The sequence below is a fragment of the Sandaracinaceae bacterium genome, assembly GCA_020633055.1.
Taxonomy (GTDB): Bacteria; Myxococcota_A; Polyangia; order Polyangiales; family Houyiibacteriaceae; genus JADJJE01.
Genome location: JACKEJ010000006.1, coordinates 479,900 through 493,939, shown reverse-complemented (window position 1 = coordinate 493,939; position 14,040 = coordinate 479,900). Strand labels below are relative to the sequence as shown.

The 14,040-nt window shown below is 70.2% G+C and carries 9 protein-coding genes and 1 pseudogene; 5 read left to right on the top strand and 5 right to left on the bottom strand.

Annotated elements, in window-relative coordinates:
* Window positions 1-64 precede the first annotated feature (64 nt).
* Window positions 65-2,401, bottom strand: coding sequence for a zinc-ribbon domain-containing protein (locus tag H6726_11515; GenBank protein ID MCB9658264.1), 2,337 nt, complete (start codon window positions 2,399-2,401; stop codon window positions 65-67).
* A 56-nt stretch (window positions 2,402-2,457) separates the two neighbouring features.
* The gene (locus H6726_11510; GenBank protein ID MCB9658263.1) at window positions 2,458-4,092 is read right to left on the bottom strand and encodes an FAD-binding oxidoreductase; all 1,635 of its coding nucleotides are present in this window, start codon (window positions 4,090-4,092) and stop codon (window positions 2,458-2,460) included.
* 162 nt (window positions 4,093-4,254) lie between these two features.
* On the opposite strand from H6726_11510, the gene H6726_11505 reads away from it, so the two are divergent.
* From H6726_11505 to H6726_11485, 5 genes are all read left to right on the top strand, one after another.
* Window positions 4,255-6,240, top strand: coding sequence for a DUF839 domain-containing protein (locus H6726_11505; protein MCB9658262.1), 1,986 nt, complete (start codon window positions 4,255-4,257; stop codon window positions 6,238-6,240).
* 47 nt (window positions 6,241-6,287) lie between these two features.
* Window positions 6,288-8,108, top strand: coding sequence for a hypothetical protein (locus H6726_11500; GenBank protein MCB9658261.1), 1,821 nt, complete (start codon window positions 6,288-6,290; stop codon window positions 8,106-8,108).
* A gap of 55 nt (window positions 8,109-8,163) precedes the next feature.
* Window positions 8,164-8,709: an FHA domain-containing protein gene (locus tag H6726_11495; protein ID MCB9658260.1), complete on the top strand. Its 546-nt coding sequence runs from the start codon at window positions 8,164-8,166 to the stop codon at window positions 8,707-8,709.
* Between the two features lie 85 nt (window positions 8,710-8,794).
* The gene (locus H6726_11490; protein ID MCB9658259.1) at window positions 8,795-9,208 is read left to right on the top strand and encodes a hypothetical protein; all 414 of its coding nucleotides are present in this window, start codon (window positions 8,795-8,797) and stop codon (window positions 9,206-9,208) included.
* A gap of 105 nt (window positions 9,209-9,313) precedes the next feature.
* Entirely contained in the window at window positions 9,314-10,363 is a 1,050-nt protein-coding gene (locus H6726_11485) for a LysM peptidoglycan-binding domain-containing protein (GenBank protein ID MCB9658258.1), read from the top strand.
* Between the two features lie 81 nt (window positions 10,364-10,444).
* On the opposite strand, the gene H6726_11480 is transcribed toward H6726_11485, so the two are convergent.
* The 3 genes and pseudogenes from H6726_11480 to H6726_11470 all read right to left on the bottom strand — a co-directional run bounded on the left by H6726_11480 (window position 10,445) and on the right by H6726_11470 (window position 13,978).
* Window positions 10,445-11,230, bottom strand: a complete 786-nt coding sequence (locus H6726_11480; protein ID MCB9658257.1) for a succinate dehydrogenase/fumarate reductase iron-sulfur subunit — start codon at window positions 11,228-11,230, stop codon at window positions 10,445-10,447.
* Window positions 11,128-13,222 (bottom strand): annotated as a pseudogene (locus H6726_11475) (fumarate reductase/succinate dehydrogenase flavoprotein subunit). The gene H6726_11480 and the pseudogene H6726_11475 overlap by 103 nt, the downstream one beginning before the upstream one ends.
* A 15-nt stretch (window positions 13,223-13,237) precedes the next feature.
* On the bottom strand, window positions 13,238-13,978 hold the full coding sequence (locus H6726_11470) for a succinate dehydrogenase cytochrome b subunit (GenBank protein MCB9658256.1): 741 nt from the start codon (window positions 13,976-13,978) through the stop codon (window positions 13,238-13,240).
* Window positions 13,979-14,040 lie beyond the last annotated feature (62 nt).

The window sequence follows — 14,040 nt, the reverse complement described above, 5'->3', positions numbered from 1 at the left end:
AACAAGCCGACCGTGAACAGCGGCCACAGCCAACGCCGCCGCGGGGGGGCTTCGTGCGGGGCGCTCATGACGGTCCGGGCGCGGCCGGCGCGGGGCTGGGAGCCGGAACCGGCGCGGGGTCTGGGGCTGGCGCCGGTGTGGAGGGGGTGGGCTCTGGGGAAGGCGCGGTCGGCGCAGGCGCTGGGCTGGGCGCTGGGCTGGGCGCGGGGGTCGGCGCGGGGGTCGGACGCAGCGCCTCGAGCCGGGCGCGCGCGGTGTTGGCCAGCGATCCACTGGGGGCGCGCTGGAGGTAGTCTTCATAGGCCTGGATCGCTTCGCTGCGACGACCAAGCGCCTCGTTCGCGCGACCGAGCCCGATGAACGCCGGGCCGTAGCCTTGGCGCGTCGCCTGGCGGAAGCGCTGCACGGCATCGTCGGCGCGACCTCTGCGCAGCAGCACGTTGGCCAGCCCGGTGGAGGCCTCGGACGAGCCGGGACGCACCTCGAGCGCCGCCTGATAGAAGAGATCGGCGCGCGACAGGTTGCCACCCGAGAGAGCGGTGTCGCCGTGCTGGATGTACCAGCTGTAATCTCGCCCTTCGGGCGGGCGTCCGTCGTCCAGCTCCACCTCGGCGCCGCGGCCGCTGCTCTCGGAAGAACCCGTCGATGGCGCGCCGTCGGCGGTCATCTCGTCGTAGGACCGATCGTCCCGCGGCGCCGACGCCCCCGCCGGAGGACTCGATGCGGGGGGCGTCGCGGCCGTCGCGTCGCTCTCGTCCGCTGCTTCTGCCGGGGCCGGCGCGACCTCGGGCTCTTCCGCGGCCTCGGGCTGCGGAGCCTCGCCGTCGAGCCGGCGCCGCACGGCGAGGGCGCCGGGGTGATCCGCCCGGGTCGCGAGCACGTGGGACACGTGTGCGCGGGCCGCCTCGCCGCTCCCAGAGGCGAGGAGCGCTCGCGCCAGCACGATGCGCGCGCGGATCAGACCCGCGTCGGCGCCGACGGCCTGCTGCGCGAGGTCCTGCGCGGCACCCAGGTCCTCCTGTTCGGCAGCCGCCAACAACGCGCCGACCGTGAGCTGGTCCGCGCTGGCCGTGGGAGCCAGCTCGCGTGACCTGTCGTAGTGGCGGCGTGAGCCGCTCAGGTCGCCCGTCAGGCGCAGCGCGTCGGCCAGCGCGACGCGCGCTTCCACCGAGTCGGGCGCCTCGCGCACGGCGTCCTCCGCCTTCACCCGCGCCTCCGCCGCTGCGTCGCGAGCCACGACGCGAAGGGCGGCGGCTTCGGCCAAGCGCGCGGGGTCTTCACCCGCGTCGGCGACGAGGTCCTGCGCGTCGAACTCGTGCATCTGCGCCTTGAGCGCGTACGCCCGAGAGAGCGCCGTCAGCACCCGCGCGTCGCGGTCCGCAACCCCGGAGGCGCGGATGAGCTCGTGAATGCCGCGGCGATAACCGTCCGCGTCGTCGTGTCGCAGCTGCTCCTGCGCGTCGGCCAGGAACGGCGCCGCGAGGTCGGGAGGTGGGCCACGCAGCGCCTCCACCTGCGCCATGATGAGGTCACGCTGCGCGTAGGCCCCGGCCGCGAGCGCGACCATGATGAGTAGAAAGACCCAGCGGCCCCACTTGGGTGAGGAGAGGCCGCGCAGCTGGACGTCGTCCACGTCGTCGTCCGCGCTGACGGGTCGCGTCGCTGGCGACGGAGCGCGTGGAGCCTGGACGGGCTCCTCCAGGAGGTCGCTGGCACGCGTCGCGGCGATCGCGCGCTGTGACGCCTTGGCCGCCGCCGCCGCCGCCGGGTTCGCGCGCTCCGGCGCGGGAGGACCCGCCACGGGTCGCGGGGTCACTGGGGTAGGCGCTGGCGCCGGTTCCGACACCGCCTGTCCCACGGGAGCGGACGGACGCACCGAAGGCGTGTGCGACGGCCTCGGCGCGACGCTCACGCTGGTGATCTGGTCGTCACTCGGGGCGCCCGCCAGTTGATGCCCCGTCGACGAGGCTGGCGGCCGCGCCGAGTCGGACACGGGCGAGTAGCCCATCAACGTTCCCTTGGAGCGCCGCGGCGCGATTGCGGAAGGCGGCAGCGACACGGGCGGGACGGAGTCCGGCCGCGAAGCCCGCGCCTGCGCGAAGAACGTGCCCAGCTCCGCGATGGACCCGAGCGGCTTGTACGGGTCCCCTTGTCGCGCGATCTCGTCGAACTCGCTCAGCTGGCCCGTGGCGATCATCTTCTGGAGGTCGCGCAGGGTCGCGACGAGCTCCTCGCGCCCGTCACGGTGCCGGAGCGTCCAGGGGCGCGCGTCCCCTCCGCCGGGCCGGTAGACCTTGAACAGGTGGGCGCACTGGGTGCACTTGACCGTGGTGCCCCGCTCGGAGACGAGCGTCTCGTCGAAGTCGTACTCGGTCCCGCAGTTCTGACAGATGACGTCCATGAATGCGCGGAGCTTACCAGCGTTTGCGCGCTGGGGGCATCCCGCCGGCGCCGCGCTCAGAGCGCGAAGACGCCGCGGTTCATGATGCCCGCCGGGTCGAGCTCGCGCTTTGCGGCGCGGAAGGCTACGCGGAACAGGTCGGGGACCTGCTGCACGTACCACGGTTGGTGCACGCGGCCGACGGCGTGGTGGTGCGTGATGGTGCCACCGTGCCGCACGACGGCCTCACTCGCGGCCTGCTTCACGGCCACCCAGCGCTCGATCTCGGCGCCGCCACCCGGGAGCACGAAGGTGAAGTACGGAGCTGGCCCGTCGGGATACACGTGCGTGAAGCGACACGAGACGAAGCCCCTCCCGGCCTCGCGCTTCATGGCGTCACGGACCGCCTTGATGACGCCAGCGTGCAGCGCCTCGAAGCGGTCCCACGTGCACGCCGTCTCGAACGTGTCCACCACCAGCCCCAGACTGGCCAGCAGGTTCAGCATGTAGGGCGCGTCGATGAACGCGCGCTTCCACGCGCCAGCGCCGCCCTCGTCGCCGCTCTTCGCGCCCTCCTCCGCGTGCAGCGCCCCCTTGGGGCACCGTCCGCCGTGGTCGGCCACCAGCTCGAGCGCACGCGCCATCGGCCCGTGGAAGGCGTGGTCCGCGCCCTCGAAGCCCAAGATGAGCACGGCGCTCCCGTCCACGCTGACCAGGTTGAGCGCGGCCTCGCGCGCATCCAGCAGACGACAGTTGGCGGGGTACAACCCAGACTGCGAGAGCGCGCGCACCGCGGCGACGGCGTCGTTCCAGGCCTTGAAGAAACACGTGGCCGTGCTGCGGTGCACGGGCTTCGGTCGCACGCGCATCCAAGCCTCCGTGATGACCCCGAGGGTGCCCTCGCTGCCGAGCATCAACCGGTCGGGGCTCGGCCCTGCGCCGCTCCCGGGCAAGCGCCGCGTCTCGACCACGCCCCGCGGCGTGACGGTGCGCGTGCTCTGCACGAGGTCGTCGATGTGCGTGGGCCCCATCGCGAAGTGCCCGCCCGCGCGCGTGGCGATCCAGCCCCCCAAGGTGGCGAACTCGAAAGACTGCGGGAAGAAACGCAGGGTGAACCCGTGCTGCGCGAGCTGGGCCTCCAAGCGCGGGCCGCTCGCGCCGGCCTGGATACGCGCGCTCCGCGAAGGGACGTCCAGCTCCAGCAGGCGCGACAAGCGCGACAGGTCGAGGGACACGAAAGGCGGGCGGGGGCCGTCATCGCACCCCTTCCCCGTCAGCTGCGACGATCCGGCCGAGATGCCTCCGACGACGCTTGTGCCGCCGCCGTACGGGACGACCACCACGTCGTTCGCGCTTGCCCAGTCCAGCACGCGCGTGACGTCGTCTTCGTCGCGCGGGAACGCCACCGCGTCGGGGGCTCCCGCGAAGTCGCCGCGAAAGCCGCGCACGATGTCGGGGTAGTTGCGCCCGTGGGTGTGCCGGATGCGCGCTTCGTCGCGCGTGTCGAACACGGCCGTCAGAGACGCCGGCGGCACGACACGGGCCGCTGCGATCTGCACGTCCCCGAGCGGCACGGGCTCGTCGACGCGCTCGGGCGCGAAGCCCAGCAGCATCTGCGCCTGCTTGCCGCGCTCCCGGCGCTCGTCTGCGCTCGGGAATTGGTCTGCCCAACCCCACCCCCAGTGACTCTTCTCGCGGGTTCCGTCGCTCATGTGCGCGACGGTAACAAATGCAACGATTCGGGCCCATTGTGACGAGCGCCTCACGAGCCCGCGACAAGGCTCGGGCAGGCCGAATTCGCGCTGCTGGATGCGTCATATGGACCCCGTCCGGCGCGCCCCTTTCTCTGCGCGCGGACGCTAGGAGACAGGATCATGACGAACAAGAACTACGCTTGGGTGCAGCGTGCGCTCGCCGTCGGCGCCACGGCCTTCGCGCTCGGCTGCTCCGACGGGGCCGACGGTATGGACGGCGCGCCCGGTACCAACGGCCAGAACGGCACCAACGGCCAAAACGGCACCAACGGTCAGAACGGCGCGCCCGGCACCAACGGTCAGAACGGCACCAACGGAGCCCCGGGTGAGAACGGCGGCGGCACGCTCGCGTTCGAGGGGATCGGCTTCCCCAGCACCGACGCGGAGAAGCGCGCGGTGCGGGCCAGCGCGACGGCCACGGTCAACGGCCAGGAGGTCGCGCTCGACGGGTACCAGGTCCTCGCGCGCACGGGTGACGTGATCGGCGGCAACGCCTTCGGAGTGCTCGTCGACGAGACCGGGGCGCCGCTGCAGACCGAGACGGGCGACGACGTGATCTCCACGGCCACCGACTACACCAGCCTCCTGCGCGTCGGCGGTCGCCTGTTCAGCTTCACGCATCTCGAGGACACCCCTGGCGGTGTGATGTTCTCCGAGGTCGCCCAGGACGCGAGCACGGGCGCGCTCAGCCTGACCTCGACGGCGCCGGTGGACCTCGCCAGCGTCGGCGGCATCTGGATCCCCTGTGCTGGCAGCGTCACGCCGTGGCAGAGCCACCTGGGCTCCGAGGAGTACCCGCCCGACGCGAAGGCCTTCGAAGGTCTGAGCGACATGGCGGGCTTCCGCGGCGCCGTGTCCGGCGGTGGCGGCGCCATCTTCGCCAGCGACTACTTCGGTGTGGACACGACGGACAGCGGCGACCTGAGCGACGCCATGGACGCGTTCCGCCCCTACCGCTACGGCTTCGCGGTCGAGCTGGCCGTGCACATCGACGACGGCGGCACGGCGACGCCAGTGCCCACCAAGCGCTACGCGATGGGCCGCATGAACATGGAGCTGGCCTACGTCATGCCCGACCAGCGCACCGTGATGCTCACGGACGACGGAACGGACGTGGGGCTCTTCATGTTCATCGCGGATCGCCCCGGCGACCTCAGCCAGGGACACTTGTACGCCGTGCGCTGGAACCAGCTCAGCGGCGACGGTGTGGGTGACGCGTACCTCGACTGGGTCTCCCTTGGCCACGCGCAGGACAGTGACGTCGACGCCGCGATCGACGAGGGCGTGGGCTTCGCGGACATCTTCGACACCACGGCGCCCCTCGACGCAGCCGCGGGCACCTGCCCTGCAACCTATCGCGCGACGCACACCGAGGCGGGCTTCGAGTGCCTGCGCCTGCTCCCGACCAGCGACAGCGACATCGCCATCGCCGCGCGCCTCGAGACGCGCCGCGTCGCCGCGTACTTCGGCGCCACCACCGAGTTCCGCAAGGAAGAAGGCATCACCTTCGACCCGACGCGCGGCACCCTCTACCTCGCGATGAGTGAGGTGGCCCGCGGCATGACCGACGGGGGCAGCAACGACCTCGGCGGTCCGAACCACATCCGCGTCGCGGCCAACAATTGCGGCGCCGTGTACGCCCTCCCCGTAGCGCCCAACGCGCTCCCCTCGGATGTCGGCGCCACGCTCGGCGGTGACGTGTTCTCGGCCTACGTGCCGTTCCGCATGAGCGGGGTCGTGTGGGGTCGCCCCGACAGCTCGGTCGCGAGCAACAGCTGCTTCATCGACGGCATCGCCAACCCCGACAACGTCACGGCCGTCCCCGGCTACGACATGCTCGTGATCGGCGAGGACACGGGCTCGGGACACCAGAACGACGCGGTCTGGGCCTACGACCTGTACCGCCACACGCTGACGCGCATCCTCACCACGCCGTACGGCTCGGAGACCACGTCGCCCTACTTCCACCCGAACGTCGGTGGCCACGCCTACCTGATGACCGTGGTGCAGCACCCCTACGGGGAGAGCGACGAGGACCAGCTGATGTCGGAGGACGAGGCCCGGGCCTACGTCGGGTACATCGGCGCGTTCCCGCGCATGGACTGAGCCTCGACGCGGTTCGCCGCGAGGCCCTCGCAAGACGGAGCATGGACATGACCCAGACAGTGAAGCGAGGCGGCTCGTGGCTGAAGCTCGCCGCCCTCTCGACCAGTGTGGTCGGGGGGGCCTCCCTCTTCTGGCTGACGCAGGAGACGAGCGTCGTAGCCAGCGCGCACGCGCGTGACGTCGCCGCAGACGTGGCGAAGGTCGGCCTCCCCCACGGCGTGGACATGGACCTGCGCTCGGACACGATCCGGCGGCCGTGGTCCTACATCCCGCCGCAGTGCTATACGCGGACGCAGACCGACGCCGGAGGACAGGTGGAGTCCGGCGTACCCGCGCACAACCCGTGCTACGCGTGCCACCAAGACTCGCGCGCACCGAACTTCCTCGACGACGCGGACGCGCAGACCGCCTGGTCGTTCGCCGAGCCGGCCGTCGAGAACCCGTGGAGCAACCTGTTCCGGGACCGACGCGCTCAGGCCGAGGCCCTCCGCGACGAAGACGTGGACGCCTACGTGCGCGGCGACAACTACTTCGACCCGGACGGGTCGATCACGCTGGCGCGCGTGCTGCGCGAAGTTCCCACCGGGTGGGACAGCAACGCGGACGGCCGCTGGAGCGGGTACACGCCCGACTGCTACTTCGACTTCGACGCGGAAGGCTTCGACCGAGACCCGGCGGGACGAGACACGGGCTGGCGCGTCTTCGCGTACTACCCGTTCCTCGGCACCTTCTTCCCGACCAACGGCGCCACGGACGACGTGCTGATCCGCTTGCCCGCGGCCTTCCGCGCGCGTGAGGACGGCACGCCCGACCGCGCCGTGTACGCCGCGAACCTGGCCATCGTGGAGGCCGTCATCCGCCAGTCGGACATCGCCATCGCGCCCACCGACGAAGCGCCGCTGGGCGTCGACCTCGACGGTGACGGAGAGCTCGGGACGGCGGTGCAGGTCCGCTACCGTGACCCGCTCGCGCACCCGGCCGCAGGCGCCCCCTCGCCGCCGCTCACGTACGTCGGCCGTGCGCGCACGCTGCTCGCCGAGGGGGATGTCCACATCGGCGCGGGCCGCTACCCGGAGGGCACCGAGTTCCTGCACAGCGTGCGCTACCTGGGGGTGGGTGGAGACGGCAGGGTGGGCATGGCGCAGCGCATGAAGGAGCTGCGCTACATGGTGAAGACGGGGTTCCAAGACGCGCGCACCCTTCGCATGGCTGCCTATGAGGAGGTGATGGAGCGGCGCCGGTTCCCTGACCGCCTGCGCCACATCGTCGGCACTGTCGAGCGTGGTGTGGTCAACGGGCAGGGTTGGCGCCTGCAGGGCTTCATCGAAGACGCCCACGGAGCGTTGCGGCCCCAGACGCTCGAAGAGAGCACCGTGTGCGTCGGATGCCACAGCGGCATCGGGGCCATCACGGACGGAACGTTCGCGTTCCCGCGCCGGTTCGCGCACGGGACGTTCCGCGACGGCTGGTACCACTGGCGCGAGCGTGGCTTCGAGGGCGTGGGCGACCCCACCCGCGCCGACGGGCGCGGCGAGTTCGCGACGTACGTACGGGCCGTTGGCGGGGGCGACGAGTTCCGCGGAAACGACGAGGTCCGGAGCCGCTTCTTCGACGAGCATGGTCAGGAACACCGGGAAGCCTTCGAGGCGCTGCGAGGCGACCTGAGCACGCTGCTGCTCCCGAGCCCGGCTCGCGCCCGCGCCTTGAACGTGGCCTATTGGGTCACCGTTCGAGAACAGAGCTTTTGGCAGGGCCGCGACGCGTCTGTGACTCCCGCCGTGAACGTCCACGCCCGCGTCGAGTTGGACGCGGCGACCGGCGTCGAGGAGCCCCTGGCCGGACCGGGCCCGCGGCTCGGTCTGCCCTGAGGGTCAAACCCTGACCAAAGTTGAAGTAATTCAAGGCCTGTAGAATACTGCCCCTGTGGACGCCATCCAGCGGCTCGAGTGGTATCGCGACTGGCTAGAGCGCCGCGGTCGCGAGGCGTTCCGCGCCGAGTTCACGGTGCCGGTGCTGGTCGCGCGGGAGAACCTGGAGACGGAGACCGAGGCCAGCTTTCACACCGCGTTCATGTCGCGCACTCAGTTCCTGGCCGAGCTCCAGAAGGCGGGCGCCGCTGGGGCCGACGACCGGCCGCAGATCCGAGCGGGAGAGGTGCGCTTCGTCCAGAAGGCGAAGGGCGCCGCCTTCGCGGACCGCGTGGGCGTGGGCCGTGCCCGCAACGCCGACGTGTGGCTGCCCAACCCCCGCGTCTCCAAGTATCACGCGTACTTTCAGGGAGCCGCGGACGGCGGCTACACGCTCACGGACGCCGAGTCGCGGAACGGCACGTGGGTGGACGGGACGAAGCTCACCCCGCGCAAGCCCGTCGCGTTGGCAGACGGGTCGGAGGTGGTCTTCGGGCCCCACCGCTTCACCTTCTACACCCCCGCCGGCTTCTGCGAAAACATCGCGCGCCGGGCACGCTAGCCTTGCGTTCGGCGCAGTGTTCATCGCAGACTTTTCCACTTTGATGGTATCCGCGTCCCGCGGGGCCAAAGGAAAGGGTCAGAATATGGTGAAAGACATCCGCTCTGCGGCACAGCGCGCCGCAATCACGATGGCCATCACGGGCATGGCGTTGCTGGTCGGTTGCGGCGGCGGCGGTGGTGGTGGGGTCGGGACGACGACGGGGCCAATCGTCCAGGGTGCGCCCGCGACCGTCGTGCTGCGTAACATGTCGCGCGAAGCGATCTTCTATGTGTACATGAGCCCGGCGAGCGACAGCAACTGGGGTCCCGACCTGCTGGGCAGCAACACGCTCGGCATCGGCCAGTCGCTCACGCTGTCCAACATCGCCGCCGGCGTGTGGGACATCCGCGTGGTGGACGGCAGCGGGCACTGGAAGGAGTGGCGCAACGAGCAGATCCAGCCCGGAACCCAGTACACGCTGGACGTCGACGGCGAGAACTGGAACTCCCAGCGCTGAGTCGAGGACCCCAGGCCCTGGTGGGTCCGGGGTCCGCCGAGGCCACCCCTGGGGGGTGAGCGTTGCCCCTATCGGCAATCACCCCCATACTGCGTCGCGATGCGCATGCCCTCCCCCACTTGGGCTGCGGTCGCGACGTTCGTTTTCGCCGCCGCAGTCTTCCTCGGTCCGCACGGAGCGGACGCGTCCCGGACGCACACCGTCCGCGCCGGCCAGACGTTGGGGCAGATCGCGCAGCGCTACCGGGTTTCGGTGGACGACATCAAGGCCGCCAACCGCATGCGGGGTACCCGCATCCGCGTGGGGCAGGAGCTGACCATCCCCACGGCAGGCGAGGTGTATGCCCGCCCGGGTCAGACCCTGGAGCGCATCGCGCGGCAGCACGACGTGAGCGTCGACGCCCTGCGACGCGTGAACCGCCTACGCGGCAACCCGCGCCTGCGCGCAGGCCAGCGGCTGATCCTGCCGGGCTACGAGCCCGCGCCGAGCACCCCCGAGAGCTGGGGCGAACCCGAGCAACCGGGCCGCGTGGAGCTGCGCCGCAGCGGTGAAGAGCCCGTGGACGCGGTGCTGCGCGTCGACGCCGGGGTCAGCCGGCGGGGACTGCGGCAGCTCGAGGGCATGCTGCGCCGCGACGAGAGGGACATCGACCGCCACACCACGCCGCGCCTGGCCCTGCTGCTGGCGCGCATCAGTGATCACTTCGGGGGGCGCACCATCACCGTGGTCAGCGGCTTCCGCGACCCGCGTCGGTTCAGCGGGAACGGCAGCCAGCACGTAGCCGGCATCGCGTCGGACATTCAGGTGCAGGGCGTGCCGCACCGCACCGTGTGGGAGTACTGCCGCACCATCGACGCCGTGGGTTGCGGCTTCTACCCCCGCAGCAGCTTCGTGCACGTCGATGCGCGTGAGGAGCGCACGCACTGGGTCGACTGGTCGCGCCCGGGCCGCCGTCCGCGCTACGGCACCCTGCGGGGTCCGGCGCGGGCCGGGCAGCGGCACATGGCCATGCCAGAAGCCACCGTCACGCTCCCGCTCGAGGTGGCCGTGGTGGAGGACGACCCGATGTACGTGGCGCCGCAGCCTGGGACCGCGCCCGTGGCGAGCACCGCGGCACCGGCCGCCAGCCGCGAAGACGACTACGAAGAGCCCTGACCAGGCCGCCACGTGGAGCAAAGAGAAAGGGCGCGTCCGACCATCGCCGGCGCGCCCTTCTCATGTCCGCGGTCGTGCGGCTCAGTCGCCGTCGCTCTTCGCCACGCGGTCGTAGGCGGTCGCGCTGGCCTTGACGAAGTCGCGGTTCATGCGCGCGATGAAGTCCACCGAGATGCCCTTCGGACAGGCGGACTCGCACTCGCCATGGTTGGTGCAGCCGCCGAAGCCCTCGTTGTCCATGGCGGTGACCATGTTGCGGGCGCGCTCGGGGCGCTCGGCCTGACCCTGCGGCAAGAGCCCCAGGTGGGTGATCTTGGCCGCCGTGAAGAGGCTCGCCGAGGCGTTCGGGCAGGCCGCCACGCAGGCGCCACAGCCGATGCACTCGGCGGCGTCCATCGCCATGTCCGAGACCTGCTTGGGGATGGGCGTGGCGTTCGCGTCGAGCGGGGCGCCCGTGCGGATGCTGATGTAGCCGCCCGCCTGGATGATGCGGTCGAAGCCGCTGCGGTCCACGACGAGGTCCTTCACCAGCGGGAAACCCGCCGCGCGGAACGGCTCGATCCAGATGTCGAAGGGGCCGTTCTTGAACTGCCGCATGTGCAGCTGGCAGGTGGTGGTCAGCTTCTGCGGGCCATGGGCCTCGCCGTTGATGACCATGCCGCACATACCACAGATGCCCTCACGGCAGTCGTGGTCGAACGCGATGGGCTCCTTGCCCTTCTCGATCAGGTCTTCGTTCACGACGTCGAGCATCTCGAGGAAGCTCATGTGCTCGTCGGCCTCGACCTTGTAGTCCTCGAACTTGCCCGGTGCGGAAGCGGACTTCTGGCGCCAAACGATGGAGCGTGATGTTGAACGTGCTTCCATGTCCTCTCTGCTCCGTTATAGCTGCGCTTGCTGGAAGCTTGACGTAGTCGAAGGTGAGAGCTCCTTGTTGAGCTCCGGCGGGCGAAGTACTCGCCCGTGCGGCCCACGCCGAGGACAGACGCGAAGTTCTCGTCGTCGCGCGCGGCTTCGCTTAGGATCCTCGTGCTCGGCGCGGAAGTGACCTCCTGCCCAGCTCTCCTCGCGCGTGAGCGCGCGTCGTCACCCATCAGCTCGCCCAGCTCTGAAGAAGTCCTCCACGCGCCCGGCGGCCTTCTCGAGCGTCTGGTTGGCGGAGCTCCTCGCCCGTGCCCGCGTGATCTTCGAAGTGCTTGTCGAACTCGGCGCGCAGCTTAGGGGATCTGGCGGAGCGCCTCCTCGAGGCCCTCTTGGTGCGCGACATGCCGCGCTTGGTCCAGATGATCTTGCCCAGCTCGCGGTGGAAGTCGTCCGGCCGTACTTGGGCTCGAGGCGCAGGCGCTCGACCGCTTGATGCGGGCCTGGACGTCCTTGAGGACCTTCTGGACCTCAGGGTGGTCTCTCGCCGACCTCGGGGAAGGTGCGCTGGCCAATCCGCTTGCTGGCCTCGGTGCCGATGTAGTTGCCCACCGTGTACGGCAGCACGAAGTAGCCGTCGGCGAGGCCCTGCATCAGGGCGGAGGCGCCCAGGCGGTTGGCGCCGTGGTCGCTGAAGTTGGCCTCGCCACCCGCAAACAGGCCGGGGATGGTGGTCATCAGGTTGTAGTCCACCCAGACGCCGCCCATCGTGTAGTGGGTGGCGGGGTAGATGCGCATCGGCGTCTTGTACGGGGACTCGCCCGTGATGCGCTCGTACATCTCGAACAGGTTGCCGTAGCGTTCGCGGATGACGGGCTCGCCCAGGCGCTTGATGGCGTCGGCGAAGTCGAGGTAGACCGCGCGGCGCTCGCCATCGACGACCGGACCCACCCCGAGCCCCTCGTCGCAGACGTACATGGCGTTACGGCTGGCCACGTCACGCGGGACGAGGTTGCCGAAGGCGGGGTACTTCTCCTCGAGGTAGTAGTAGCGGTCCTTCTCCGAGATCTGCTCGGGGGGCTTGCCGCAGTCTTCCTTCTTGCGCGGCACCCAGACGCGTCCGTCGTTGCGGAGCGACTCGCTCATGAGGGTGAGCTTGCCCTGGTACTCACCGGCCCGCGGGATGCAGGTGGGGTGGATCTGCGTGTAGCAGGGGTTCGCGAAGAGGGCGCCCTTGCGGTGCGCGCGCCAGGCCGCGGTGCAGTTGCTGCCCATGGCGTTGGTGCTGAGGAAGAAGACGTTGCCGTAGCCGCCGGTGGCCAGGACGACGACGTCGGCGACGTGAGGCTTGATCTCGCCGGTCTTCAGGTTGCGCGTGATGATGCCGCGGGCCTTGCCGTCGATGACGACCAGGTCGAGCATCTCGGTGCGGGTGACCATCTCGACCGTGCCGGCCGCCACCTGACGCTCGAGGGCCTGGTAGGCGCCGAGGAGCAGCTGCTGGCCCGTCTGACCGCGCGCGTAGAATGTGCGGGACACCTGCGCGCCACCGAACGAGCGGTTGGCCAGGAGGCCGCCGTACTCGCGGGCGAAGGGCACGCCGGCCGCGACGCACTGGTCGATGATGTTCACGCTCAGCTCGGCCAGGCGGTAGACGTTGGCCTCGCGGGCGCGGAAGTCACCGCCCTTCACCGTGTCGTAGAACAGGCGGTAGACGCTGTCTCCATCGTTCTGGTAGTTCTTGGCGGCGTTGATGCCGCCCTGCGCGGCGATGGAGTGCGCGCGACGCGGGCTGTCCTGGAAGCAGAAGCACTTCACCTTGTAGCCGAGCTCGCCGAGACTGGCGGCCGCAGCGCCGCCCGCGAGGCCGGAGCCGACGACGATGATCTCGTACTTGCGGCGGTTGGCGGGCGCGACGAGCTTGCCGGCCATCTTGTGCTGGGTCCACCGCTGCTCGATGGGGATCGACTTATCGGGTTCGTTCGAACGAAGTTCCATGATCTCTCCGAGGGGTCAGTGGTCGCTGGGGGCCAGGTCGTGGGCGCTGCCATCGTGGGCGGCGGCGTCGGCCATCGCCCGCTCGTAGCCCGCGGGGGGGTCGATGAAGCCCAGGTGAACGCTGATGGGGAACATCACGTTCGCGAGGGTGAGCATGGTGGCGAGGCCCACAGCCGCGTCGCGACGAAGCGGGTTGTACTTGGGGTGGTTGGCCCCGATGCTCTGGAAGGCGCTGAAGAAGCCGTGGAAGATGTGCAGGCCGAGGGCGAGGTTGCCCGCGATGTAGACGCCGGCCAGCACGGGGTGGCTGAGGCCCGCGTAGAAGTTCCAGAAGGGATTCTCGAAGTGCGCGGCGTTGAAGAGCTGCGGCGCGAGCGTGAAGTGGAGCAGGTGGAAGCCCACGAACAGGAGCAGCGCGATGCCGCTGATGGGCATGGCCTTGCTGGCCACGTTAGCCTCGTGGTGCTTGGTCACGTGGTAGGCCTGTGGGCGGGCGTCCTTGTTGCGCGTGACGAGCGTGAAGGCGGAGGCGATGTGCAGGCTGAAGCACACCAGGAGCAGGGCGCGCGTAGGCCAGACGATGTACCACGTAGCCTTCAGGGTCTCCGCGTACTCGTTGAAGGCAGCCTCGCCGACATAGGCGTTCAGGTTGCCGAGCATGTGGCCGATCGAGAAGCCGATGATCACGAGGCCGGACAGGGCCATCGCCACCTTCTTACCGATGGTGCTCTGATAGAGCGTCAGCGCTCTCTGCATGGGTATCTCCTGCTGAAGTTCGCGGTCCGCGCGCGATGCGTCACGTGAGCCGAATGCGAGGC